Genomic DNA, 25,446 nt, shown 5'->3' on the forward strand with positions numbered 1-25,446 from the left:
AGGCTTAGGCTCGCAAAGAGTCGATATCCACCACGAAGCGATATTTCACGTCGCTTTTCAGCATCCGCTCGAAGGCTTCATTGATTTGCTGCATCGGGATCAGTTCGATATCCGAGGTAATGCCGTGCTGGCCGCAGAAATCCAGCATCTCCTGGGTTTCTGCAATGCCGCCAATCAGTGAACCGGCGATGCGACGACGCTTCATGATCAGGTTAAACACCTGCGGTGACGGGTGGTCATGCTCCGGTGCGCCAACCAGCGTCAGGGTGCCGTCACGGCGCAGCAGATTGAGGAACGGGTTCAGATCGTGCTGGGCCGCCACCGTGTTAAGAATAAAATCGAAACTGTTGGTGTGCTGCGCCATCTCTTCCGGATTGCGTGAGATCACCACTTCGTGAGCGCCGAGGCGTTTGGCATCTTCGACTTTGGACGCTGAAGTCGTGAACAGCACCACATGCGCTCCCATCGCCCGGGCCAGTTTAACGCCCATGTGCCCCAGCCCGCCGAGACCGACGATGCCCACCTTTTTACCCGGACCGGCGCCCCATTGACGCAGCGGGGAATAGGTGGTGATACCGGCGCACAGTAAGGGGGCGACACCGGCAGGATCGAGGTTTTCCGGTACGCGAAGTACAAAGTCCTGATCTACCACCATATCGGTGGAGTAGCCGCCGTAGGTGGTGGCGCCGGTTTGTCGATCCTCACCGTTATAGGTGCCGGTAAACCCATTTTCACAATATTGCTCCAGACCCTCGTCACAGCTCGGACAGCTGCGGCAGGAGTCCACCATACAGCCCACCCCGACCAAATCACCGACCTGATAGCGTGACACATGGTTGCCGACGGCGCTCACGCGCCCCACAATTTCGTGGCCGGGAACCACCGGAAAAAGGGTGTTGCTCCATTCGTTGCGGGCCTGGTGTAAATCCGAATGGCAGACGCCACAGAACAGAACCTTGATTTGCACATCGTGGTCGCGCAAGGTGCGCGGCGTGTAATCAAAAGGAACTAACGCTGATTTGGCGTCATGCGCGGCATAGGCGTGCGTAATGTTCATGGTAACTCCAGTCATCAGTGTATGGGGGGAACGGCTTCCGGCAGTAGGGTGCCGGTGGACGTGGCCTGAGTACGGCAAAGGGCCACAGAGGGAACATTGATGATAAAAGCTGAGAGCGGGGAGGGAAATGCCTGAAAATGTCTAAATCTTGCCTGTTTCTGTTCAATTTGACCGAAACGGGTAAGCGTGCGGGCCGCTACAGTAACGGCCCGCCTGGCAGGGGATTATTTCTTCTTCAGTAACGGCTTAAGGAAGCGCGCGGTGTGCGACGTTTCGCAATTAGCCACGGTTTCCGGCGTGCCGGCAACCAGGATCTCACCGCCGCCGCTGCCGCCTTCCGGCCCCAGGTCGACAATCCAGTCCGCGGTTTTAATCACGTCCAGGTTGTGCTCAATCACCACGATGGTATTGCCCTGATCGCGCAGTTGATGCAGCACCGCCAGCAGTTGCTGAATATCGGCGAAGTGCAGCCCGGTGGTCGGCTCATCCAGGATGTACAGCGTTTGACCGGTACCGCGTTTTGACAGCTCACGAGCCAGCTTGACGCGCTGCGCTTCCCCGCCGGACAGCGTGGTCGCCGACTGGCCGAGACGGATGTAAGACAGGCCGACTTCAATCAAGGTTTGCAACTTACGCGCCAATGCCGGTACCGCGTCGAAGAAATCACGAGCCTCTTCGATGGTCATCTCCAGCACTTCGTGGATGCTTTTGCCTTTGTACTTCACTTCCAGCGTTTCGCGGTTATAGCGTTTGCCTTTGCACTGGTCGCACGGCACATAGATGTCCGGCAGGAAGTGCATTTCCACCTTGATCACACCGTCACCCTGGCAGGCTTCGCAGCGGCCGCCCTTGACGTTAAAGCTGAAGCGGCCCGGGTTGTAACCGCGACTGCGCGATTCCGGCACGCCGGCGAACAGCTCACGCACCGGAGTGAAGATGCCGGTGTAGGTCGCCGGGTTGGAACGCGGAGTGCGCCCGATCGGGCTTTGATCGATGTCGATCACCTTGTCGAAGTGCTCCAGACCGGTCACTTCGCGGAACGGCGCCGGTTCGGCGATAGTGGCACCGTTGAGCTGGCGCTGGGCGATCGGGAACAGCGTGTCGTTGATCAGCGTGGATTTGCCGGAGCCGGATACCCCGGTAATGCAGGTAAATAGCCCCACCGGCAGCGTCAGCGTCACGTCCTTCAGGTTGTTACCGCGAGCACCGCTCAGTTTCAGCACCTTGGTCGGGTCCGCTGGTACGCGCTGTTCCGGAATGGCAATCTCGCGTTTGCCGCTGAGGAACTGGCCGGTCAAGGACTCAGGCTGCGCCATGATGTCTTCGACGGTGCCTTCCGCCACTACCTGACCGCCGTGCACGCCGGCACCGGGACCGATGTCGATCACATGGTCGGCGGCGCGGATGGCGTCTTCGTCATGTTCCACCACGATGACCGTATTGCCGAGGTTACGCAGGTGGATCAGGGTTTCCAGCAGGCGTTCGTTGTCGCGCTGATGCAGGCCGATTGACGGCTCATCGAGCACGTACATCACGCCCACCAGGCCGGCGCCAATCTGGCTGGCCAAACGGATACGCTGCGCTTCACCGCCGGAGAGGGTTTCCGCCGAACGCGACAGCGACAGGTAGTTCAGGCCGACGTTCACCAGGAATTTCAGGCGATCGCCAATCTCTTTCAGCACTTTCTCGGCGATCTTGGCGCGCTGGCCGCTGAGCTTCATGTTCTGGAAGAAGGTCATCGCATGGCCGATGCTCAGATCGGAAATTTCCGGCAGCGTGGTGTCTTCAACGAACACGTTTCGCGCTTCTTCGCGCAGACGGGTGCCGTGGCACGAGGCGCAAGGACGGTTGCTGATAAACTTCGCCAGCTCTTCGCGCACCGCACTGGATTCGGTTTCTTTATAACGGCGCTCCATGTTGTGCAGCACGCCTTCGAACGGATGGCGGCGCACGGTGGTGTCACCGCGATCGTTGATGTATTTGAATTCGATCGATTCTTTACCGGAGCCGCTGAGCACCGCTTTCTGCACGTTGGCGTCCAGGCTGTTGAAAGGCGCTTCAACGTCAAACGCGTAATGCTCTGCCAGCGAACGCAGCATCTGGAAGTAGTAGAAGTTGCGACGATCCCAACCGCGAATGGCACCGCCGGCCAGCGAAAGCTCGGGGTTTTGCACTACGCGTTCCGGATCGAAGAACTGCTGTACGCCCAGACCGTCGCACGTTGGGCAGGCGCCGGCCGGGTTGTTGAACGAAAACAGGCGCGGTTCGAGTTCGCGCATGCTGTAGCCGCAGATAGGGCAGGCGAAGTTGGCGGAAAACAGCAGCTCATCCGCTTTTTCGTCGTCCATATCAGCCACAATGGCGGTGCCGCCGGACAGCTCCAGCACGGTCTCGAAGGATTCCGCCAGACGCTGCGACAGATCATCACGCACTTTAAAGCGATCGACTACCACTTCGATGGTGTGCTTTTTCTGCAACTCCAGCTTCGGGGGATCGGAAAGATCGCACACTTCGCCGTCGATGCGCGCACGGATATAGCCCTGGCTCGCGAGGTTTTCCAGCGTTTTGGTGTGCTCGCCCTTGCGGTCTTTTACCACCGGGGCCAGCAGCATCAGGCGTTTGCCTTCCGGCTGGCTGAGCACGTTATCCACCATCTGGCTAACGGTCTGCGCCGCCAGTTCGACATGGTGATCCGGGCAACGCGGTTCGCCGACGCGGGCAAACAGCAGACGCAGGTAATCGTGGATCTCGGTGATGGTGCCGACCGTCGATCGCGGGTTATGCGAGGTCGATTTCTGCTCGATGGAAATTGCCGGTGACAGACCTTCAATGTGGTCGACGTCCGGTTTTTCCATCAGCGAAAGGAACTGGCGTGCATAGGCGGAGAGCGATTCGACGTAGCGACGCTGCCCTTCGGCATACAGGGTATCAAAGGCCAGCGAGGACTTGCCTGAACCGGACAGACCGGTGACGACGATCAGCTTGTCACGCGGGATAATCAGGTTGATGTTTTTGAGATTATGGGTTCGAGCACCACGAACTTCGATATTGTCCATTTACACTTCCCGTCTTGATGATACACCGCGCCTGTCTGGGTGATTTACGCACGATTATGTGATCGAACGCGCAAAAAACCGGCACAGCCAGTACGAAACGCATAATTATGACACAAAAAAACCTGAATGAATATCCAGTATATGAATGCAAACAGGTCGATCGAAAGGACAATTCCGGAATACAGCACGCAGTAATCAACACGGGTGTCGTTTCAGGCTGAGCGTGTTAAACTTACTCGTTTATACTGTGTAAAAATCAATCATCAGGAGAGTTCTCATGGCCAGCAGAGGCGTAAACAAAGTAATTCTGGTCGGGAATCTGGGCCAAGACCCGGAAGTCCGTTACATGCCGAATGGCGGTGCAGTGGCCAACATTACGCTGGCAACCTCCGAAAGCTGGCGTGACAAGGCGACTGGCGAGCAGAAAGAAAAGACCGAGTGGCACCGCGTTGTGCTGTTCGGCAAGCTGGCTGAAGTGGCGGGCGAATATCTGCGTAAAGGTTCCCAGGTGTACATCGAGGGCGCGCTGCAGACTCGCAAATGGACCGATCAGGCTGGCGTAGAAAAATACACCACCGAAGTTGTGGTTAACGTTGGTGGCACCATGCAGATGCTGGGCGGCCGTCAAGGCGGTGGCGCACCGGCAGGCGGTGGTCAGGCTTCCGGCGGCCAGGGCGGTTGGGGTCAACCTCAGCAGCCACAAGGCGGCAACCAGTTCAGCGGTGGCCAGCAGGCGCGCCCGGCGCAGAACAACGCACCGGCAGCCAGCAGCAATGAACCGCCAATGGACTTCGACGACGATATTCCTTTCTGATATCAGGTTGTCTTAAGCCCAAAAAAAAGCCCCTTTCGGGGCTTTTTGCTTTTCAGAACATTTAAGCCGAAAAACCGCCGTCGATGCTCAGGCTGGCGCCGGTGATATAGCCCGCCTCCGGACCGGCGAGGTAAGCGACAAAGCTGGCGATCTCCTCATCTTTACCGTAACGGCTAATGGCCATCATGGCTTTTAACTGTTCGGCGAAATCACCGCTGGCCGGATTCATGTCGGTATCGACCGGGCCGGGTTGCACGTTATTGACGGTGATGCCGCGTGGGCCCAGATCGCGCGCCATGCCTTTGGTCAGACCGACCAGCGCGGATTTGCTCATGGCATAAACTGCGCCGCCGGCAAAGGGCATGCGTTCAGCGTTGGTGCTGCCAATATTGATGATTCGGCCACCGTCATTCATATGGCGCGCTGCTTCCTGGCTGGCGACAAATACGCTGCGCACGTTGACAGCCAGGGTGCGATCCAGATCTTCCAGCGGCAGCTCTTCGGTACTGCCCATCGCAAGCACGCCGGCGTTGTTCACCAGAATGTCCAGATTACCCAGGCTGTTTACTGCCTGGCGTACCGCTTGTTGCAGGGCCGCGGCATCGGCACTGTCGGCCTTGATGGCGAGCGCTTTACCGCCGGTGGCGCTGATTTCGGCCACCAGGGCGTCTGCTTTTTCGGCGGAGGCGACGTAGGTGAAGGCTACGGTGGCGCCTTCACGTGCCAGGCGCTTAACGATGGCGGCACCAATGCCGCGTGAGCCGCCCTGAATAAATGCGACTTTGTTTTGCAGAGGATGTGCTGTTGTCATGGTGCTTCTCCAGAGTGGGGTGAGGTTAAACATCTACCGGATCAGTATCTGGGAAACGCCGGGTCGCCACTAGCCACAAAGAGCTATAATCAGCTTAAACCGTGGGTTTGAAATCAACAGGAGCAACCATGCTTGGCCATCTGGAATGTTTTGTTTGCAGCGCAGAGAACGGCAGCTTTTCTGCGGCCGGACGCAAGCTGGGCATCAGCTCTGCGGCAGTCGGGAAGAACGTGACCAAGCTGGAGACGATCGTCGGGGTAAGGCTTTTCCAGCGCAATACGCGCAAATTGATCCTGACCGAAGAGGGCGAACGTTTTTTGCAGGAGGTCAGCGGCGGCCTGTTGTCGATCCAGTGCGCATTAAAAGGAGTAAGCAGCAGCGGCGGCGTGGCGGCCGGCACGCTGAAGGTCAGCATGGGGACGGCGTTCGGCCTGCATTTTGTCATGCCGATGCTGCCCGACTTTCTGGAGCGGTACCCGGCAATTGTCCCCGACTGGCATTTCGACAACCGCAAAGTGGATCTGATTGGTGAGCATTTTGATGCCGCTATGGGGGGCGGTATCGAATTGGCGCAGGGCATGATTGCCCGTGAACTGGCTCCAGCCCACGGCGTCCTGGTGGCTTCTGCAGCGTATCTGCAGCGCAACACTGCCATCCGGCAGCCGGAACAGTTGATGAATCATGCGGGTATTTTTATCCGCTCACCGCAAACCGGGCGGATCCGTAATCTGCCGCTGCGTAATGCGGAGAATGAACAGCGAGCGCCGTCGATGGAAATCAAAATGACGGTAAATGAACCGGATGCCGCAGCGCAGGCGGCGGAAATGGGGTTGGGGATCGCGCTGATCGCCATGCCGAACGCCTTGCCTTATCTGGAAAGCGGTCGACTGGTGCGGGTATTGTCGGGCTGGTATGTCGATCGCGGCAGCGTGCACCTGTATTTCCCCACCACCAAGTTCCTGCCGACCAAAACCCGAGTGTTTGTTGATTTCATGATCGAACAATTTCGGCTGCAGAAGCTGGCGGCGAGGTTTGATGCTCGCTAGAAACGAGAAAAGCCCCTTGCGGGGCTTTTTTCTTCCGTCAGTTTACTGTCTGACGATCAGTTGAAGATTTCTGCGGTGCCATACAGTTTGTTCTGGCCACCGGCGGAGATGATGCGGTAAGAGCTGGCACCGGATGCAGCGGCTTTGCTGGCCAGTTCATTTTCCAGCGTGCTCAGGTTAGAAGCGCCGCTCACGGACACCACACCGATTTTCTGAGCACCGGCTGCAGGCTGGTTAGCGGGTTGGTCAGCGGCAATGCTGGCGAAAGAAGCGGTAGTCAGCAGCAGAGCGGTAGCAAAAAATTTGATGTTTTTCATGATTCAATCCTCAGGGTATTTTTTAGGTGAGAGGCTGTTGTCTCTCGATGTGTTAGATAATAGGCCGTCATGCCCAAAGAGAAAATCGGAGAGTTTTGAGTATCTCTGTCAAATTTATTGATTTAATTTTGAGCGACAGATGACCTTGTTGGCGGGTGGGATAATTCACCACTACCCTTTAACCAGAAGCCTCGACATATAACGGGTGTGGCAACAGAGTGGAGAAGCCCCATGATTATCGTGCACCATCTAAATAACTCGCGGTCGCAGCGCATCCTGTGGTTTTTGGAAGAATTGGGAGTGCCGTACCAGGTGCAGCGCTATCAGCGCGATCCGCAAACCATGCTGGCGCCTGCGGAGTTGAAAAAGATCCATCCGCTCGGCAAGTCGCCAGTGATTGTCGATGGCGATCTGACGCTGGCGGAGTCCGGCGCCATTATTGAATATCTGCAGGAAGCCTACGATGCGCAGGGGCAGTTTATCCCCACCGACTATCATGCCCGGCAACAGTATCGTTACTGGCTGCATTATGCCGAAGGGTCACTGATGCCGCTGTTAGTGATGAAGCTGGTGTTTAGCCGTTTGGGCCAGCCGCCCATTCCCTGGCTGTTACGACCAGTGGCAGGGGCTATTGGCAAAGGCGTACAGCGGGAGTATCTGGATAAACAGATTGCTCCGCACCGCGACTATCTTGAACAGCACCTGGCCAAAAGCACCTGGTTTGTCGGCAATGAATTCAGCGCGGCGGACATCCAGATGAGTTTTCCGCTGGAAGCGATGGCGGCACGTGGCGCATTGGATGGCTGTCCAAAGCTACGCGACTATCTCCAGCGTATCCATGCGCGGCCGGCCTACCAACGGGCGCTGGAGCAGGGCGGGCCTTATGACCTGCTGAAATGAGCGGGTGGGCTATACTCGATGAGGTCACTCTTCGTCGGAGGTAGCCCATGGCTACGCAAATTTTTGTTAACCTGCCGGTGGGCGATTTGCCCGTATCCATCGAGTTTTTCACTCGTCTTGGTTTCAGCTTTAATCCACAGTTCACCGATGACACCGCCGCCTGCATGGTGGTCAGCGACAGCATCTATGTGATGCTGTTAACCCACGACAAATTCAAAATGTTCACCCCGAACCCGATCAGCGATGCCAGAAAGGCGACCGAAGTGCTGATATGCCTGTCGCAGCCTAATCGGGCAGCGGTGGACGATCTGGTGCGCAAAGCGATCGCCGCCGGCGGCAATACCTATAACCAGCCGCAGGATTATGGCTTTATGTACGGCCACGGTTTTCAGGATCTGGACGGACACATCTGGGAACTGATGTACATGGATGAAAAGGCGGCCCAGGCTCAGTAGTCGTTTTGCCCTCCGAAAGGGGGGCCTTCCCATCGGATTTACCTATGAGACAAATACCGTATTTTCGATAATGATTGATCCCAGTGCTTTTCCGCATAAATTGGCGCGATCTTTGGTTGATCAGACGGTATGGAAGGCTGGATAATCGTTTGCCTTGAATAAACCACCATAAATTACCCGCACCATTCACTGTGAGTTAAACGTTTGCCTTTGATGCGACGCCCATTGGCGACGTGAGCAAAGGGCAGAAAAGCAAACGTTACCCTAATGAACATGCGTGGGCGGAATAACAAGCCTCTTTAAACGGGCTGGCAATGAAACACAGGGGACAGCAACATGTCGAATTCTCAAGCGAATAACGCCGTTAAACCAAAAGGCGGGCTTGATGGTTATTTTAATATTTCTGCGCGCGGCAGCACCGTGCGTCAGGAAGTGGTGGCGGGGCTAACCACCTTCCTGGCGATGGTGTACTCGGTGATCGTGGTGCCGAGCATGCTGGGCAAAGCCGGCTTCCCGCCAACGGCGGTGTTTGTCGCCACCTGCCTGGTGGCGGGGCTCGGTTCGTTGCTGATGGGGTTATGGGCCAATTTGCCGATGGCCATCGGCTGTGCGATTTCCCTGACCGCTTTCACGGCGTTCAGTCTGGTGCTGGGCCAACACATCAGCATTCCGGTGGCGTTGGGGGCGGTATTCCTGATGGGGGTGCTTTTTACCATTATTTCGGTAACCGGTATTCGCGCCTGGATCCTGCGCAATTTGCCGATGGGCGTCGCTCATGGTACCGGCATCGGTATTGGTCTGTTCCTGTTGCTGATCGCCGCTAACGGCGTTGGCCTGGTGGTGAAAAACCCACTGGACGGCCTGCCGGTGGCTTTGGGCGCATTCACTTCGTTCCCGGTAGTGATGACGCTGCTCGGGCTGGCGGTGATTTTCGGGCTGGAAAAACTGCGCGTTCCCGGCGGTATTCTGCTGGTGATCATCACTATTTCGGTGGTGGGGTTGGTGTTTGACCCGGCGGTGAAATACCAGGGCTTATTCGCGATGCCAAGCCTGGCGGATGCCAACGGCAATTCGTTGATTTTCAGCCTGGATATCATGGGCGCATTGCAGCCGGTGGTCTTGCCGAGCGTGCTGGCGCTGGTGATGACCGCGGTATTTGACGCTACCGGTACTATCCGTGCGGTGGCCGGTCAGGCCAACCTGCTGGATAAAGACGGGCAAATCATCAACGGCGGCAAGGCGCTGACTTCGGACTCCCTGAGCAGCATTTTCTCTGGTCTGGTCGGTGCGGCCCCGGCGGCGGTGTATATAGAATCCGCAGCGGGCACGGCTGCGGGCGGTAAAACCGGGCTGACAGCAACCATAGTCGGTTTGCTGTTCCTGCTGATCCTGTTCCTGTCGCCGTTATCTTATCTGGTGCCGGTTTACGCGACCGCACCGGCGCTGATGTACGTTGGCCTGCTGATGCTGAGCAACGTCACCAAGCTGGACTTCAATGATTTTGTCGATGCCATGTCCGGCCTGCTGTGCGCCGTGTTTATCGTGCTGACCTGCAATATCGTCACCGGTATCATGCTGGGCTTCAGCTCATTGGTGATTGGCCGCATCTTCTCCGGCGAATGGCGTCGGCTGAATATCGGTACCGTGCTGATCGCCGTGGCGCTGGTGGCATTCTATGCCGGCGGCTGGGCAATCTAACCGCTATGTCGTTTCCCCCGTCGCTCTGGCGGGGGATGTTTGCCCTCATACCCTATTCAGATAAATCTCCTTCTGCCGATGCTGCATTTTGAAAGGCACAACAAGCTTTAACCGCCGTAAAAAAAGTGATCTACTATCGGGTATACATCAGAGATGTAGTCTGAACCCAAGAGTCTAAGGAAAGCATGGAAATCTTTTTTACAATCCTCATTTTAATCCTGGTGGTCTCCCTGTCCGGGGTGGTGACGCGCATGTTGCCGTTCCAGGTGCCGCTGCCGTTAATGCAAATCGGTATCGGGGCCCTGTTGGCCTGGCCGCATTTCGGGTTGCACGTCGACTTTGACCCTGAACTGTTCCTGGTGCTGTTTATCCCGCCGCTGCTGTTTGCCGATGGCTGGAAAACCCCGACGCGGGAGTTTTTGCACCACGGTCGTGAAATTCTTGGCCTGGCGCTGGTATTGGTGCTGATCACCGTGGTCGGCGTCGGTTATCTGATTTACGCCATGGTGCCGGGCATTCCTCTGGTGGCGGCGTTTGCGCTGGCGGCGGTGCTGTCGCCAACGGATGCCGTGGCGCTGTCCGGCATCGTCGGTAAAGGGCGTATTCCGAAGCCGATCATGGGCGTGCTGGAAGGCGAGGCGCTGATGAACGACGCGTCCGGCCTGGTCTCACTCAAATTCGCTATCGCGGTGGCGATGGGCACCATGGTGTTTACCGTGGGCGGCGCGACGCTCGAATTCCTCAAGGTGGCGATCGGCGGCCTGCTGGCCGGCGTAGCGGTCACCTGGCTCTACAGTAAATCTTTGCGGATCATGAGCCGCTGGAGCGGCGATGACCCGGCGACGCAGATAGTCTTCCTGCTGCTGTTACCTTTTGCTTCTTACCTGATTGCCGAACACATTGGCGTGTCCGGCATCCTGGCGGCGGTGGCAGCGGGGATGACCATCAGCCAGTCCGGCGTGATCCGCAACGCGCCGCTGGCGATGCGCCTGCGCGCCAACAGCGTCTGGGCGATGCTGGAGTTTGTGTTCAACGGCATGGTGTTCATCATGTTGGGCCTGCAACTGCCGGGGATCCTGGAAACCTCTATCCTGCAGGCGGAGCTGGATCCGACCATTCAGACCTGGTACCTGTTTGCCGACGTGGCGATTATCTACGCGGCGCTGCTGGTATTGCGTTTTACCTGGCTGTGGCTGATGAAAAACGCCAGCCGTCGCTTTATGAAAAAACGGCCGTTGCAGTTCGGCGATTACACCACCCGCGAACTGTGGGTAGCGTCGTTTGCCGGGGTACGCGGGGCGATTACGCTGGCCGGTGTGCTATCAATTCCACTGTTGCTGAGTGACGGCACCGCCTTCCCGGCGCGTTACCAACTGGTGTTTATCGCCGCTGGGGTGATCCTGCTTTCATTGATTGCCGGCGTACTGGCGCTGCCGCTGTTGCTGCGCGGCGTTCAGGTGGCGGATAAGAGCGTCAGCAAAAGCGAAGAGCGGATGGCAATCGCCATGGCGGCTGAAGTGGCGATCGAAAGCATCAACAAAATGGAAGAGCGGTTGGCGGTTGATACCGAGGAAAACCTCGATCCGCAGGTGCTGAAAGAGATCAGTTCGCGAGTGGTGGGGACGCTGCGGCGCCGTATCACCACCAAAGACGATATCGAGAATGCGCTGATGCTGGAAAACCTCGAGCGTCGTTTCCGCCTGACGGCGCTACGCGCTGAGCGCGGTGAGCTATATCACCTGCGCGCTACGCAAAAAATCAGCAACGAGACGCTGCAAAAGCTGTTGCACGATCTCGACCTGCTGGAAGCGCTGTTGATAGAGCGAGAAGGATAATACTCACGGGGCCGCATATGCGGCCCTGATTTGATGACAAACACCCGAAAAGCGTGGTTTTCGGGTGTTTGGGGTAAAACTGAAGACATCATCCTTTGTTTTTATCAGCACGCAATCCATGACTTTTAAGTACAAAGGAATTATCAGCAGTCTGGGGCCGCATATGCGGCCCTTGTTATTTGTGGTGACTGGTACTGGCTGCGGGCCAGTAGTCGCGGCAGCAGGCTATCCAGGCCTGTGCACTGTGCGACAGGTAGCTGCCCTGCCGCCAGATCAACCCGACTTTCCATTCCATACGGGGTTCCAGTGGCAGCCAGATCAGGTTTTCCTTATCCAGCCATTGGCAGACCGGCTCCGGCAGGGTGGCGATGCCGACCCCGGCCTGTACCATCGAAGCCAAAAAATCCCACTGTCCGCTGCGCACCGCAATCTGTGGCTCAAACCCGGCCTGACGGAACGCTTTCATCAGCATTTTGTACAGCGCGAAGTCCTCGTTATAAAGCAGGATCGGCCAGTTAGCCAACTCGGTGATATTGATGCTGGTACGATTAAGCCAGTGTGGCGTACGCGGCGCAACCACGCACATGGGGTGGACGAGTAACGGCAGGAAGGTCAGTGGTTGATCCGAATCGACCGGCAGTATGGTCATCGCCAGATCCAGCTCGCCGGACATCACCGCCTGCTCCACCGACAGCCCACCCAGCTCGGAGATTTTCAGTTCGATGCCAGGGTAGGTTTGGCGGAATTGACGGATCAGATCGGCAATCTGCCGGCCGACCATGGGGGGAATACCCAGCCGCAGCACGCCTTTTTTAACCGAACTGATGTCTTCCAGCTCCGCCTCCAATTGGCGGAACTCATCAATGATCGCCAGCCCGCGCTGGTATACCGCTTGCCCGCTGTCGGTCAGGTGCAGTTTGCGGCCTTCGCGGATCAGCAGCGTGCATTCCAGTTCTTCTTCCAAATGGCGCAGCATCTTGCTGATGGTCGGTTGGGTGACGAACAGTTTCTCCGCCGCGCGGGTAAAGCTTTGCTGGCGCACCACTTCCACGAAGTAGCGCAGGGTGCGGACATCCACGTTGGATTCTCCTGGGGGAAGTACCGTCGGGAAACTATTCCCTGATGGCATGATGTCGATAATTTTAATTCATTTCAGGCGAGGTTTCCTGGCTGCGTATACTGTAAACCGTGAATTTTTTGTTTAAGGCCTTCCCCCATGTTATTGGCGTTCCGCCACGCTGCTCCCTCTTTGTTGAACCGGCTGCAGGTGCCGATCCAGGTTGCTTTATATGCAGTGTTATTTTTGATTGCCGACCGATTGGTGCAGCAGTTCCATCTGCCGCTGCCCGCCAACATTGTTGGCATGTTGATGTTGTTGGCGCTGATCCTGTTGCGCATTCTGCCGCTGAACTGGGTCAAGGCCGGTTCGCGCTGGTTGCTGGCCGAGATGCTGCTGTTCTTTGTTCCGGCGGTGGTGGCCGTGGTGAACTATGCCCAGCTGTTAATGGTGGAGGGGTGGAAAATTTTCCTGGTGATTGCGATCAGCACCATGCTAACGCTGGGCGCGACCGGATTGGTGGTCGATCGCGTCTATAGACTGGAAGTCTGGCTGCAACGGCGTAAACAACGCGATGAATGATTTTATCCTTAGCCTCGCCTGCTTTCTGGCAACCCTGGTGTTGTACTTCGCCAATAAAAAACTTTACCGGCGCCGTCGTACCCTGCTGTTGATGCCATTGGTGTTGACGCCGATGATCCTGGTGCTGCTGCTGGTGGTGACCCATATTTCCTACCAGGACTACATCGGTGAAACGCACTGGCTGCTATGGCTATTGGGGCCGGCGACCATCGCCTTCGCGGTGCCGGTCTACGAAAATCTGCATATCATTCGTCGCCATTGGTTATCGCTCAGCGCCGGGGTGCTAACGGCGGTGTTGGTGGCGGTTTACAGCTCGGTGTGGCTGGCTCGCCTGCTGACCTTGCCGGAAGAAGTGCAACGCAGCCTGGCGGTGCGATCCATCACCACGCCGTTTGCGCTGGAGGCCGCCAAACAGATGGGCGGCCAGCCGGATCTGGTGGCGCTGTTCGTGGTGATCACCGGGGTATTCGGTATGGCAGTGGGGGACATCCTGTTTCTGCGGCTGTCAGTGCGCAGCAGTCTGGCGAAAGGGGCCGGGCTGGGGGCTTCGTCGCACGGCGCCGGTACCGCGAAAGCCTATGAGATGGGGCAGGAAGAAGGCGTCGTCTCCAGCCTGGTGATGATGCTGGCGGGGATTATCACGGTGATTGCCGCCCCACTGATAGGGCAACTGATGTGGTGAGCCTGCGGCACAAGCGCCGCAGGCGGGGGAACGTTAACGGATACCGGTCGATGCAGCGGGCGCTCGCGTAGACTCGCGCAGAACGCGACCGATTTCCTCATGGCTGAAAATAATAGAGTGGTGGTTACAAGCCAGAGGCTGTATCTGCAAAGACGGGCTGATGGATGACAACCCGTTGTCGGCAATCGCCAGCAGCTCGCGCCCATCCCCTTGGTCGTTCATACTCAAATTCACGTCTTCCGTGGCTTTGAATAGCGTGATCCGTGCGTGCCTCAATGGCGCACTGAGCCTTTCCTTATTCAAAGATAACTCCGTAGGCTCCGCCCGTAGCGCTCTGGCGGCGGCCTCGCCATCAATGCCCAGCATCGCCAGCATGGCCGCCAGCAGGCCCGGTTCGCTGCGGAGCTGGAAGGCGGTTTGGTAGAAGGTATCCAGCAGGAAGACCTGCACGTCACTAAAGCCGCGGCTTTCAAGCTGCGCCGCCATTTCAAGCGCAATCAGCCCCCCTAAGCGACCACCCCAAAAGGCGCACGGGGCGGCTGGGAGCCAGTTTCATATGGCCGAGATAATATGATGCCAATTCGCGTAATGACGTGATGGGCGTTGGCATAAACAGGTTGTAATTGTTAATGCCAAAGGCGTTAAACTCACCCTCCAGCGAACTGGCCAGATCGTGGTAAATATCGCAGCCGGTGACCGCAGGATGAACCATCCAGATATCGTTGGCGGCCTGGGTGCGGTTAAGCCGCAGTACCTGCTTGAAGGCCAGGCTGGTTTGGTTCAGTCGCGCCAACAGCTGTTGTAGCGGTGCTGCCGTAATCGGTGCATCAATGTCAGAGTCCTTCTCGCTGGCCAGTGCTTGCGCCTGGGCGCGTAACGACGGATGAGCGAACAGCGTTTTTATCACCACCGGGTAGCCACGGCGTTTCAGTTTGACCAGCAGTTGAATGGCATGCAGCGAGTGGCCGCCGAGCTCAAAGAAATCATCGTCCAGGCCAATTTGCGCAACGCCCAGCAGTTCGGACCAGAGTTCGGCAAGCTGTTTTTCCAACGCAGTTTGGGGCGCTTCATAGCGCAGTGAAACTTGCGTAACCGGTGCGGGGGCAGGAAGGGCTTTGCGATCCAGCTTCCCATTAGGCGAGAGGGGTAATGCTTTCAGCCTGACAAAGCTGGAGGGCACCATAAAATCGGGTAACTGCTGTTGCAACTGCTGACGCCACTGTGTCGAATGGACATTCTCGTCCGGTGCCACCACGTAGGCTATCAGCCGTTTTCCGCCCTGTCCGTCTTCCTTTGCCAGTATTGCAGCATCTTCCACACCTGTGCACTGCCGCAGTTGCTGTTCGATTTCACCCAATTCAATACGTACCCCATGGATCTTGACCTGGAAATCATTTCTGCCCAGGTACTCAATGTTGCCATCCGGCAGCCAGCGGGCGAGATCGCCGGTTTTATACAAACGTGCATCGGACTCGGGGCTAAAGGGGTCGGCAATAAAACGCTCGGCGTTCAATTCCGGGCGATTAAGGTAACCGCGGGCGACCTGGATACCGCCGATATGGAGTTCGCCGGCGACGCCGGGTGGCAGCGGCTGTAGCTGATGGTCCAGAATATGGAGCTGCGTATTGGCGATGGGTTTGCCGATCGGCACCAACGGCCGTTCGTCATTGGGCAGACATTGCCAACTCGAAACATCCACTGCGGCCTCCGTCGGTCCGTAGAGGTTGTACAATTGCGCCTGAGGCAACTGTTGCAGGCAGCGTTGCACTGTCGCCAGGGGCAAGGCTTCGCCGCTGCAGAGTATGCGACGCAGGGACGCGCACTGTGTCATTTCGCCATGCCGCAGGAATAATTGCAGCATCGAAGGGACAAAATGCAGCGTGGTGACGCGGTTTTGTGCGATGCAGGCGCTCAGATAGTCGGGGTCCTGATGGCCGCCGGGTTTGGCAATGACCAGTTGCGCACCCACCATCAGCGGCCAGAAGAATTCCCAAACTGAAACGTCGAAACTGAACGGCGTTTTTTGCAGTATCACGTCGTCATGCGTCAGAGGATAGGCTTGCTGTGTCCAAAGCAGGCGGTTGATCACGCCCCGATGTTCATTCATCACGCCCTTGGGTTTTCCTGTCGAGCCTGAGGTATAAATCACATAAGCCAGGCTGCGTTGCGGATCGGATGCCAAAGGGGCAAGGTTTTCCGTGGCTCCCTGTTGCCAGCGATGACTATCATGCTGCAGGTGCAGACGCGGAATAACGACGTCATGGATCGAATGCAGCGCCTGCTCACCGGCCTCGTCAATCAGCACGAATTTCGCGCCGCAATCCTGCAGCATATGGCGCAAGCGATCCTGCGGGTAGTCAGGATCGATTGGCACATAGGCGGCCCCCGATTTTAAAATGGCATACAGCGCCATCACCATCTCCGGGCTGCGGTTGACGCAAACCGCGATGCGATCGTCCGGCTGTATCCCTTGCTGACGCAAGAATCTGGCAAACTGGTTCGCCTGCTGATTCAACTGCAGATAGCTTACCTGTTGTTGCTCATAGCACAGTGCCGGGGCGTTAGGCGTGCGCAGAACCTGTTGCTCTAAAAATTGATGAATGCCCTGCGGCATGGCCCAGGATTGCTGCGTATGATTCCATTCGCCAAAAATCTGTTGCCGTTCAACGGGCAGTAACAGCGGCAATTGACCCAGGGGCAGGTCAGGATCGCCTTCTAACAGGCTATCGAGCATTTGCAGGATGCGGCTGGCGATACGTTCACCGTCTTTATCGCTAAACCAGGCTTGGTTGAGGTTGAACTCCAGCAGCGGATCGTCACTCGGGTGGTAATGGCGCAGATAGATACCCAATGGCAGCTGTTCATAGCCATGATGGATGTTTTCTACCTTGAACTGGCTTCCCTCCAGCTCGATATCGGTTGGGAAGGCCTCAAGCGAAAAGCTGATATCAAACACCTGGCGTCTTCCCTGTTGATGCAGGTTCAACTGACGGTTCAGTTCGGCAATGGGAAAGCGCTGGTGGCGATAGCATCTGCGCAGCTCGCTGCCCACTTGTCGCAGCAGGTGGTGAAAGGGCTGCTGCAGATCCACGTCGATATTGAGTGGGATCATGGAGGAGAACATGCCCAGCGTTTGTTTATGATCCTGAGTGCTGCGGTTATGCACCGGGACGCCCAGGGTGACATTATCCATCTGCCAAATTCGGGCGAACCAACTTGCCAACAGAGCCACCATAAAATGCATGGCCGAACCGCCGTGCTGAGCTGCATATTGCTCCAACCGCAGGAAACGTTCACGCGGTAAACGCTTGATGATTTGACTGCTGGGATAGGCTTGCTGCTCTGTGTAATGTGGTCGCCGCTCCAGCACAGAAGCTGGTGCCGTTGCAAAACGTTCCAGCCACCAGTCACGGTCGCGTTGATAACGTAACGACTGGAGATAAGCCTGATCGCTAACGACGAAATCCCCGTAGTGTGACTTGCTGGCCTCACTTTTATCCCCAGCTTTTAATTGCTTATAGCGATCCATGATCATACGGCTTAATAAAGAGATCGAGGTGCCATCGGCAATCAGATGGTGCGAGGCCAATAACCATAGCGTAGTTGAATCATCGATTTTGGTTAAATGGCAGCGCCAGAGCAGGTCTTCATAGAGTTGATAAGGTTGGATAAACATGTCACGCAGATGGTTCTGCGCCAGGCTGGCGGCATCTTCTTGCTGCGAAAAGTCGGTGTAGTGAAGTTCAATGGATCTTTGAGAAAGAGGTTGCTGAATGATGCCTTGCGGTGTTTCCTTCAGGGTGGTTTGCAATGCATCATGCCGTTGCTGAACCTGTTGGATGGCTTCTTTAAACAGAGGGAAAGAGATCTCCCGCTCCACTCGCCATAAACACCCCACATTATAGAGAGGAATATCAGGATTTAATGTCTGGTCGAGCCATACGGCCTGTTGTACCGTCGTGAGAGAATAAGCGGACACGGAACCACCTCCATAAAAATAGGAAAGAGTCGACTTAAATAGGTGCGTAGTCGGTAAGTACTCGAACATTATAAGAGGTGATGGTAAATTCGCCCAATTTCACATTAACTATTTTAAATTGTTTGTTTGAATAATTTAAATTGGATTTGTTTGTGATTGAATTGTTTTGTGTTTAATTTATTTCTTTGTGTATCGTTAGTAACGATATAAATAGCTATTTTCAATTGTTTGACGAGAAAAAATAAGGGGGTTATCAAGGAGCTTTCTGAGGTACTGATGGGTTTTTTATATGTAATATATTGATTTTAATTGGTTTATTTTTATTTTGTTGTCGGCGTTATTTTTCTGAAAAATTTAGGAGGGGATGTTGTCGTTGTAATGATGGCTTCATTTACTTCTGATCTCCTATCAAAAATGACAATAGTTTATTGCTATTCTTGCTACTTCAGATTTATCGCCAGGTTCTCCGCGAGTACAATTTTTGCATCAAACTGCAGGGTTTCTAATGATATATTATTTAGTAATAAATAAGAGCATTATCAGATTATTGTCGGGTCGGCGTGTGAAAATATGGCATGCGCATGACGGAACAATTAATTTGGAATGAATTAAGTTTCTTTATCACAAACCAGCTTACGCTATCTTATTTTCCTGGCCCTGTTTGGAATTAAGGCAAGGAGGGCCATTATGCCATGACCCTCCCAGGGGCTATCAGGCCGTTGCCGCGGTCCTGATCAGTTCCACCACCAGTGGCGAAAGCTCGTTTCGCAATGCCGCACGTTCGGACTGAAACAGCGTGGCAGCGTAAAAACGGTGTCCCGGTAGTTCTACCGAGCGAACGTCACCTTCACTGTCGTGGCCGCTGATTATCAGCGGGTGCCGTTGCAGGTCGGCGACAAACTCCGGGTTGACGCCAAAGTTGCAGTGGTAGCCTTCGTGCGTTTCCAGCTTGCCGTAGACACGGGCTGCCAGCGTATTGGATTGGAAAATAATGACCCCGCTTTTTTCAACCAGCGAACAGCTCAGGGGAGCTATTACCAACCGACCCCCGCTGTCGGTTTCCGCATGCCCGGCATCGTGCCAGCCCATCACGTTACGGGCGTACTCTACGATCGCATATTGGAAACCACCGCAAGAGCCCAGGAAGGGAACGTTTTGCTCGCGCGCATGGCGGATAGCCATAAAGGCACCATCGTCATGATTATACGGGCTGCCGGGTACCACCCAGATGGCATCGTAGTCCTGCAGAACCGACGTGTCGGTAATGGTTTCTGTGGGCAGCCAGTGGGATTGAATGTCGACGTTAAGATGGGAGGCGGTGAGCTGGAGAGCAATGGGGATGGCCTGGTGAGAAATGGCCTGAGGTTGGTAGTCACCGACCAGAGCAATACGGACTTGAGCTTTCATCATTTCCTTTTCCTGTGCGGGTAAAAAAGGAGGTTACAGCAAAGATCGGCGCTCATCCGCAATTTTTTAAATCCGGCGCACAAAAAAGCCCGGCATTGGCCGGGCTCAGACTGTGGAGGGAATTCTGTGTGACTAAAATCATGATGATGATTCGGTTAAAAACAAAGGATTATGCCTTCGGTTTCCCCCAAACATCCGAAAATCCCATTTTTCGGGTGTTTGCCACTAAACTAAGCCCGGCATTGGCCGGGCTGATAAATATGGTTTTTGGGCTCAGTACAATGACGGAGCCCCGACCGGCCGGGTTTTAAAGCGACGATGCAGCCACATGTATTGCTCAGGTGCGCGCATGATCTCTTTTTCCACCACTTTATTCATGTAAGCCGCCGCGGCAATCTCATCGCCGATAGGATAATTTTCCAGCGCCGGTTGGATCAGCAGGTCATAACCCCGACCTTTTTCGCGGCGGATCAGAACCACCGGCACCAGCGCCGGCTTGGCCATGCGCGCCAGCATAAAGGTACCGCTGGTGGTGGCAGCCTGATCGACGGCGAACAGTGGAGCGAACACGCTACCGCGTGGGCCGTAGTCTTGATCCGGGGCGAACCATACGGCCTCGCCGCGCTTGAGGGCATGAACCATGCCGCGCAGATCTTTGCGATCGAGCATCGCCTTGTTGGAACGCATGCGACCTTTGGTCTGCGCCCATTCCATCGCTTTATTGTTGTGTGGGCGGTACATCGCCATCATTGGCTGACACAGGCCCATGGCACGGCCACCCAACTCCAGCGACATAAAGTGCACGCCAATCACCAACACACCGCGCTGGTTCTGCTGCGCCATTTTCAGGTGGTTGATGCCGGAAACGTTGAACCAACGTTTGACGCGCTTATCTGACCAGAACCAGGCCATGCCGGTTTCCAGCAGGCCCATGCCGAGGGATTCGAAGTTGCCGACCACTTTACGCTCGCGCTGAGCCTCGTCCATATCCGGGAAGCACAGTTCCAGGTTGCGGCGGGTGATGGAAACGCGGCGCTTCAGAAAGCGCATCGAGGTGCGGCCCATCCACACGCCGAGCTTGTGCAGCACCGGGTAGGGGAGTTGGACCAACAGGAATAAGCAGGCCAGGCCGAACCAGGTAAACCAGTAGCGCGGATGCAGCAGGGCCGATTTGAATTTTTGCGGACGCTTCATATGAACTCATTTATGCGTTTAAGGGGGCAGCAACCTGTAACGCATAAAGATCCACTCAATTGCGATACAACCACTCAGACACCCAGATACCACTATGGTTTAGCCAGATTCCATAATTGACTAAATCTTTACACTCGAAGGGCGGTTCGCGCTGCTATCAGGCTTCGGGAGGAGGGCTGTAGGCCAGCGAAGGCGGTCCAAGACGGGGCATTTTACCACACAACATCAGGGGGAGGATCCGAATATTCCGATTCCCATGGGAAGAGAACGACGCATTTTCGTTGGTTTGCTTTTGTGCAAAACATGCGAGAGAAGATCAAAAAATAAGCATGTAAATGCGCGGAAATACGGTGGGATATAAAGTTTGATCTTTGTTTTATATCATGGCGAAGTCAGTTCATATGCATTATGCGTTTGTGGATTTTTTCCCCTGCAACAGAAGGTGTTAGTACTATTGATTTTTAATGGTCATCTTTTCTCAAAATTTTGTTTTTATTGTTTTTTTTATTAAAATAAAATCAGCGGGAAACTTTTTGATACAGGGTGATACATTTCATTTTATTTTAATGCCCATTTAAAATTCTCAGCCAGTAAAATTGCGTCTGTGGATTCTTGTACTGGATTTTTATCTCAAGAGGGAATATTGTTTTTGGCGTAGTGCTGGTGGTCAAAATGAAATTTTCAAAAACTCAGTGGGATCGCTCACTGCTACTGCATTGGTAAAACGCCAACTCGTACTCTGACTAGACCCAATCTCGATAAATACCCTATCCAAATTCCTGATAACGCCTGGGGATTATTTCCTGGCGAAAATAGCCATCTGATCAATGAAAACTAATGTGCCGATTCAGCTTTGTTCCTAAGAACAATGGCTGCGGATGGCTATTTCCATTCGCCTGATAAGCAATGAATTGGTTTTCCATCACAAGCAATGAAATGAATAAGGGGCAGAAATGTACTCATGGTATCTCATTTGCTATCGTTCCAGATTACATGCGAAGGTTATTGATGAAATAGAACGTATTGGTGTTGAATGTTATATGCCAATGAAAACCAGGTTAACATTACGTGCCGATCGGAAAAATTCGTTTAGAACTCACACCACTCCATTGTTCCCCGGTTATTTATTTGTGCGATTCTCACCAGAGATCACTCATACCACTTTAATTGCTAAGCAAAGTAGCGTGCAGGGGTTTGTTCGTCTTGGAAGAGAGATTTGCACCGTCCCTCAAAATATTATTGATGCTATCAGACGTCTTTCTTTTCGATTAGAGAATAAGGATGAAAGATTAAGCTATATAGAATGTAAAAATGTTTCTCCTGGCATGTTGAAAGAGATAGAGAAAATAATAAAGGTGGAAAAGCCAGAGGTTAGAACACAAACATTATTGCAATATCTCTCTTATTCAATACAACATCCAACGGCTTTATTGGCAAGCGGTTAATGAACCTCATGGGCATGGCTTGAAATGCCACCTGATATTGGCAGGTGTTATCTCTGGCGCTGTTTTAACCCCGCAATGCTTGAAGTTGCTTCAGGGTTGATAAATGTGTTTATCACCTTGATGCAATGCTCATTATTTGGGGTTTTATTCAATAATAAGGAGTTCTCTAATGAGCGTAAGAACAAGGTTTGCGCCCAGCCCAACGGGTTTTTTACACGTAGGCGGGGCAAGAACAGCTCTCTATTCCTGGCTCTATGCACGCCATAATCACGGCAAATTTATTCTGCGTATTGAAGATACCGACGTGGAACGGGAAAAGGAGGGTGCAGTCGACGCCATCCTGGACTCGATGAAGTGGTTGGGTATGTATTGGGACGAAGGCCCCTTCTACCAGACTAAACGCCTGGAGCGTTACAACGAGGTGGTCGATCAACTGTTGGCGTCTGGGCAGGCCTACCGCTGCTACTGCAGCGAGGAGCGCTTGAATGCACTCAAGGCTCAGCAGGAAAAGAACAAAGAGAACTTCATTTACGACCGCCACTGTCTGCATCATCTGGGGCACGATCCCAGCCTGCCTCACGTGGTGCGTTTGAAAAGCCCACAGCAGGGTATTGTGGCCTGGGACGACATGATCCGCGGACGTATTGAATTCAGCAACAGCGAGTTTGATGACTTTATTATTCGCCGCACCGACGGTTGGCCAACGTATAATTTTTGTGTGGTGGTCGATGATATCGACATGCAGATGACGCATATCATCCGCGCCGAAGAACATATCAATAATACACCGAAGCAAATTTATGTTTACCGGGCGTTGGGGCTGGAGCCGCCTGTGTTTGCTCATGTTTCGCCAATACTCGGGGATGACGGTAAAAAACTCTCCAAGCGCCACGGTGCAGCCAACGTTATGCAATACCAAGAGGAAGGTTTTTTACCTGAGGCATTGCGTAACTATTTAGTGCGTTTGGGGTGGGGGCATCAGGATAAGGAAATTTTCTCTTTGGATGAGATGATCTCTCTTTTCGATATTAACAATGTCAGCAACTCACCGAGCGCGTTCAATACAGAGAAATTACTGTGGCTCAACAAGCATTATATCGCTGCCGCTACGACCGAAAATTTATTACCCGATTTGCAATGGCAACTCCAACGGCTGGCTATCAGTACGGAGGACGGCCCACCGCTGGAACGGGTTGTCATGCTGTTAAAAACCCGAGCCAGAACGATGAAGGAAATGGCGGAAGCCTGCCGTAGTTATTACGGTGAATATCAGTGTAACAACCAGGAAACTTACGAGCAGTTGCTTGCCTCGGCACATCCGACGGTTTTCTGTGAAATCTATCAGCACTTCTCCACGATAAACGACTGGCAAAGTGCCGAGATTAACCAAGTGATTGGCGATATTTCCAAGGAATTCGGCACGTCGTTAAAAGACATCAATATGCCGTTGCGATTATTTATTCTCGGGGCGAAAGATACACCATCGTTAAATGATTGTCTGGCCGTATTGGGAAAAGAAAAAACGTTGAATCGCTTACATGCGGCAATAGAGAATATGTCGTGTAAATAGCAGGTAATAGGGCCGGCCATCGTAAGATTAATCACGATGGTCGGAATGTATTAGGCTGGGATGACAACCAATATTAATTCCTGAAGGAGGTAAGTCGAAGCGTAATTATTAGCGGTATCCACGGCAACTTTCATGAAAACACATCAAATAAAAAGAGGTGATTTATTATGACTAATCAATATATGCCTATCTATTCCACTGAGGTGGCTCAACACACTTTATCTGAGGGAAAGATCCCAGAATCATCCAGCTGCCCGAGTTCTGTTTTGAATTTGATTAAAGATCGTTTAATGCTAGACGGCAATGAAAAACAGAATTTGGCGACGTTCTGCACCACCTGGTCAGAGCCCGAAGTCGACGAACTGATGAAGCTGGGATCGGTAAAAAACCTGATTGATAAAGAGTTGTACCCAGAAACGGCAAAAATTGAAGTGTGCTGTACAAAAATGCTGGCGGGGTTGTGGCATGCGCCAGACGTGAATAATTCGATTGGTACTTCCTGCGTGGGGTCCAGCGAAGCGGCAATGTTGGGCGGTTTGGCGTTGAAACGCAACTGGCAGCAAAAACGCAAGGCAAAAGGGCTGGACACTTCCAAGCCAAACCTGGTCACTGGCCCGGTACAAATTTGCTGGAAAAAATTCTGCACCTATTTTGAGATCGAGCACCGCGAGGTGCCCATCCGCGAAGGCGCCCTGTGCGCTCACCCCGACGACATGGTTAATTACATCGATGAAAATACCATCGGTGTGGTGCCGACTTTCGGGACGACCTTTACGCTGGTGTACGAAGACGTGCTTGGCCTGTCCAATGCGCTGGACAAGCTACAGAAAGAGCGTGGCCTGGATATTCCGATTCACGTTGATGCGGCATCCGGCAGCTTTATTGCGCCTTTCGTCGAAGAGCAAAGCCACATCGTTTGGGACTTCCGTCTGCCGCGCGTAAAATCCATCAACTCTTCCGGCCATAAATACGGCCTGGCCCCGCTGGGTCTGGGTTGGGTGGTATGGCGTGAAAAACAAGACTTGCCTGACGACCTGGTGTTCTACGTTAACTATCTCGGCGGCAACATGGCGACTTTCGCCCTCAACTTCAGCCGTCCCGGCGGTTCCGTCATTGCTCAGTACTACCAACTGCTGCGTCTGGGCAAAGAAGGTTATTCCGAGATCCAGCAGACCTGTGTGGATACCGGCAAGTTCCTGGCGCATAAATTGGCCGACTTCCCAGAATTTGAAATGCTGTACAGCAGCGAAGGGGGGTTGCCTGGCGTGGTCTTTACCCTGAAAGACGATGTAAAAGGCTTCACCCTGTATGATTTGCAAAACCAGGTGAAACAGCGCGGCTGGCAAACGGCGGCATACCCGCTACCGAGCAACCGTCAAAACACCATCATCATGCGCGTTCTGATCCGCTACGGCGTCAGCACCACATTGATGAACCTGCTGGCGCAGGACATTCGCAACATTGTTGACCAGCTAAAGGCCAACGCCACTACCCATGAGTCCGTGCTCTGCTGAGCGCTTCCTGACGGCATTCACGCCGTA

The 25,446-nt window shown here is 54.2% G+C and carries 20 protein-coding genes; 11 read left to right on the forward strand and 9 right to left on the reverse strand.

Translation table 11 applies throughout. The features are described from left to right. Positions 1-4: 4 nt before the first annotated feature. Together M2407_RS13230 and uvrA are read right to left on the reverse strand one after the other, a co-directional pair. Positions 5-1,057, reverse strand: coding sequence for an NAD(P)-dependent alcohol dehydrogenase (locus M2407_RS13230; RefSeq protein WP_044553778.1), 1,053 nt, complete (start codon positions 1,055-1,057; stop codon positions 5-7). A 224-nt stretch (positions 1,058-1,281) separates the two neighbouring features. Further along, positions 1,282-4,113: an excinuclease ABC subunit UvrA gene (gene uvrA / locus M2407_RS13235; protein ID WP_259218391.1), complete on the reverse strand. Its 2,832-nt coding sequence runs from the start codon at positions 4,111-4,113 to the stop codon at positions 1,282-1,284. Between the two features lie 277 nt (positions 4,114-4,390). Between uvrA and ssb1 the strand changes: the two genes are divergently transcribed. Beyond that, complete coding sequence (gene ssb1 / locus M2407_RS13240; protein ID WP_020837150.1) at positions 4,391-4,927, forward strand: single-stranded DNA-binding protein SSB1; 537 nt, start codon at positions 4,391-4,393, stop codon at positions 4,925-4,927. Between the two features lie 61 nt (positions 4,928-4,988). Here ssb1 and M2407_RS13245 read toward each other — a convergent pair whose 3' ends face one another. Then, positions 4,989-5,738, reverse strand: a complete 750-nt coding sequence (locus M2407_RS13245) for a 3-oxoacyl-ACP reductase family protein (RefSeq protein WP_046372533.1) — start codon at positions 5,736-5,738, stop codon at positions 4,989-4,991. Positions 5,739-5,866: 128 nt separating this feature from the next. Between M2407_RS13245 and M2407_RS13250 the strand changes: the two genes are divergently transcribed. Continuing rightward, complete coding sequence (locus M2407_RS13250; RefSeq protein WP_259218392.1) at positions 5,867-6,784, forward strand: LysR family transcriptional regulator; 918 nt, start codon at positions 5,867-5,869, stop codon at positions 6,782-6,784. Positions 6,785-6,840: 56 nt separating this feature from the next. Here the strand turns inward: M2407_RS13250 and bhsA are convergent, their stop codons facing one another. After that, a complete protein-coding gene (gene bhsA, locus M2407_RS13255) occupies positions 6,841-7,101 on the reverse strand; it encodes a multiple stress resistance protein BhsA (protein ID WP_259218393.1) in 261 nt (86 codons plus the stop codon). A 231-nt stretch (positions 7,102-7,332) separates the two neighbouring features. Between bhsA and M2407_RS13260 the strand changes: the two genes are divergently transcribed. The 4 genes from M2407_RS13260 (at position 7,333) to M2407_RS13275 (ending at position 11,989) form a co-directional block, all read left to right on the forward strand. Next, a complete protein-coding gene (locus M2407_RS13260) occupies positions 7,333-8,001 on the forward strand; it encodes a glutathione S-transferase family protein (protein ID WP_020837146.1) in 669 nt (222 codons plus the stop codon). A 47-nt stretch (positions 8,002-8,048) separates the two neighbouring features. Continuing rightward, the gene (locus tag M2407_RS13265; protein ID WP_020837145.1) at positions 8,049-8,456 is read left to right on the forward strand and encodes a VOC family protein; all 408 of its coding nucleotides are present in this window, start codon (positions 8,049-8,051) and stop codon (positions 8,454-8,456) included. A gap of 336 nt (positions 8,457-8,792) precedes the next feature. Further along, positions 8,793-10,154, forward strand: a complete 1,362-nt coding sequence (locus tag M2407_RS13270) for an NCS2 family permease (protein WP_198640223.1) — start codon at positions 8,793-8,795, stop codon at positions 10,152-10,154. Between the two features lie 185 nt (positions 10,155-10,339). Continuing rightward, positions 10,340-11,989, forward strand: coding sequence for a Na+/H+ antiporter (locus tag M2407_RS13275; protein ID WP_020837143.1), 1,650 nt, complete (start codon positions 10,340-10,342; stop codon positions 11,987-11,989). A 175-nt stretch (positions 11,990-12,164) separates the two neighbouring features. Here M2407_RS13275 and M2407_RS13280 read toward each other — a convergent pair whose 3' ends face one another. Beyond that, positions 12,165-13,067, reverse strand: a complete 903-nt coding sequence (locus M2407_RS13280) for a LysR family transcriptional regulator (RefSeq protein WP_020837142.1) — start codon at positions 13,065-13,067, stop codon at positions 12,165-12,167. Positions 13,068-13,205: 138 nt separating this feature from the next. On the opposite strand from M2407_RS13280, the gene M2407_RS13285 reads away from it, so the two are divergent. After that, positions 13,206-13,628, forward strand: coding sequence for a CidA/LrgA family protein (locus tag M2407_RS13285; RefSeq protein ID WP_115060649.1), 423 nt, complete (start codon positions 13,206-13,208; stop codon positions 13,626-13,628). After that, a complete protein-coding gene (locus M2407_RS13290) occupies positions 13,621-14,310 on the forward strand; it encodes an LrgB family protein (RefSeq protein ID WP_020837140.1) in 690 nt (229 codons plus the stop codon). The genes M2407_RS13285 and M2407_RS13290 overlap by 8 nt, the downstream gene beginning before the upstream one ends. Positions 14,311-14,343: 33 nt before the next feature. On the opposite strand, the gene M2407_RS13295 is transcribed toward M2407_RS13290, so the two are convergent. From M2407_RS13295 to lpxP, 4 genes are all read right to left on the reverse strand, one after another. Next, positions 14,344-14,796: a hypothetical protein gene (locus M2407_RS13295; RefSeq protein ID WP_259218395.1), complete on the reverse strand. Its 453-nt coding sequence runs from the start codon at positions 14,794-14,796 to the stop codon at positions 14,344-14,346. A 1-nt stretch (position 14,797) separates the two neighbouring features. Then, complete coding sequence (locus M2407_RS13300) at positions 14,798-18,289, reverse strand: amino acid adenylation domain-containing protein (RefSeq protein WP_259218396.1); 3,492 nt, start codon at positions 18,287-18,289, stop codon at positions 14,798-14,800. A 711-nt stretch (positions 18,290-19,000) separates the two neighbouring features. Continuing rightward, the gene (locus M2407_RS13305; RefSeq protein WP_259218597.1) at positions 19,001-19,696 is read right to left on the reverse strand and encodes a CTP synthase; all 696 of its coding nucleotides are present in this window, start codon (positions 19,694-19,696) and stop codon (positions 19,001-19,003) included. Between the two features lie 273 nt (positions 19,697-19,969). Next, positions 19,970-20,890, reverse strand: coding sequence for a kdo(2)-lipid IV(A) palmitoleoyltransferase (gene lpxP, locus M2407_RS13310; protein WP_122080326.1), 921 nt, complete (start codon positions 20,888-20,890; stop codon positions 19,970-19,972). Between the two features lie 953 nt (positions 20,891-21,843). Here lpxP and M2407_RS13315 point away from each other — a divergent pair. From M2407_RS13315 to M2407_RS13325, 3 genes are all read left to right on the forward strand, one after another. Beyond that, a complete protein-coding gene (locus M2407_RS13315) occupies positions 21,844-22,335 on the forward strand; it encodes a transcription termination/antitermination NusG family protein (RefSeq protein WP_122080325.1) in 492 nt (163 codons plus the stop codon). 169 nt (positions 22,336-22,504) lie between these two features. Beyond that, positions 22,505-23,905, forward strand: coding sequence for a glutamate--tRNA ligase (gltX, locus tag M2407_RS13320; RefSeq protein WP_259218397.1), 1,401 nt, complete (start codon positions 22,505-22,507; stop codon positions 23,903-23,905). 182 nt (positions 23,906-24,087) lie between these two features. Further along, positions 24,088-25,419 carry a glutamate decarboxylase gene (locus M2407_RS13325; RefSeq protein ID WP_236591420.1) on the forward strand — a complete coding sequence of 444 codons (1,332 nt, stop codon included), beginning with the start codon at positions 24,088-24,090 and terminating at the stop codon, positions 25,417-25,419. Positions 25,420-25,446 lie beyond the last annotated feature (27 nt).

Source organism: Serratia sp. BIGb0234, assembly GCF_024809915.1.
GTDB lineage: Bacteria > Pseudomonadota > Gammaproteobacteria > Enterobacterales > Enterobacteriaceae > Serratia > Serratia liquefaciens.

Bases quoted from the DNA above. Each gene is read 5' to 3' on its own strand.
- M2407_RS13260 (WP_020837146.1), top strand. From the start codon at position 7,333: ATGATTATCGTGCACCATCTAAATAACTCGCGGTCGCAGCGCATCCTG.
- uvrA (WP_259218391.1), bottom strand. From the start codon at position 4,113: ATGGACAATATCGAAGTTCGTGGTGCTCGAACCCATAATCTCAAAAAC.
- M2407_RS13265 (WP_020837145.1), top strand. From the start codon at position 8,049: ATGGCTACGCAAATTTTTGTTAACCTGCCGGTGGGCGATTTGCCCGTA.
- lpxP (WP_122080326.1), bottom strand. From the start codon at position 20,890: ATGAAGCGTCCGCAAAAATTCAAATCGGCCCTGCTGCATCCGCGCTAC.
- M2407_RS13290 (WP_020837140.1), top strand. From the start codon at position 13,621: ATGAATGATTTTATCCTTAGCCTCGCCTGCTTTCTGGCAACCCTGGTG.
- ssb1 (WP_020837150.1), top strand. From the start codon at position 4,391: ATGGCCAGCAGAGGCGTAAACAAAGTAATTCTGGTCGGGAATCTGGGC.
- M2407_RS13250 (WP_259218392.1), top strand. From the start codon at position 5,867: ATGCTTGGCCATCTGGAATGTTTTGTTTGCAGCGCAGAGAACGGCAGC.
- M2407_RS13295 (WP_259218395.1), bottom strand. From the start codon at position 14,796: ATGGCGGCGCAGCTTGAAAGCCGCGGCTTTAGTGACGTGCAGGTCTTC.
- M2407_RS13275 (WP_020837143.1), top strand. From the start codon at position 10,340: ATGGAAATCTTTTTTACAATCCTCATTTTAATCCTGGTGGTCTCCCTG.
- M2407_RS13315 (WP_122080325.1), top strand. From the start codon at position 21,844: ATGTACTCATGGTATCTCATTTGCTATCGTTCCAGATTACATGCGAAG.
- bhsA (WP_259218393.1), bottom strand. From the start codon at position 7,101: ATGAAAAACATCAAATTTTTTGCTACCGCTCTGCTGCTGACTACCGCT.
- M2407_RS13270 (WP_198640223.1), top strand. From the start codon at position 8,793: ATGTCGAATTCTCAAGCGAATAACGCCGTTAAACCAAAAGGCGGGCTT.
- M2407_RS13285 (WP_115060649.1), top strand. From the start codon at position 13,206: ATGTTATTGGCGTTCCGCCACGCTGCTCCCTCTTTGTTGAACCGGCTG.
- M2407_RS13245 (WP_046372533.1), bottom strand. From the start codon at position 5,738: ATGACAACAGCACATCCTCTGCAAAACAAAGTCGCATTTATTCAGGGC.
- M2407_RS13325 (WP_236591420.1), top strand. From the start codon at position 24,088: ATGCCTATCTATTCCACTGAGGTGGCTCAACACACTTTATCTGAGGGA.
- M2407_RS13305 (WP_259218597.1), bottom strand. From the start codon at position 19,696: ATGAAAGCTCAAGTCCGTATTGCTCTGGTCGGTGACTACCAACCTCAG.
- gltX (WP_259218397.1), top strand. From the start codon at position 22,505: ATGAGCGTAAGAACAAGGTTTGCGCCCAGCCCAACGGGTTTTTTACAC.
- M2407_RS13230 (WP_044553778.1), bottom strand. From the start codon at position 1,057: ATGAACATTACGCACGCCTATGCCGCGCATGACGCCAAATCAGCGTTA.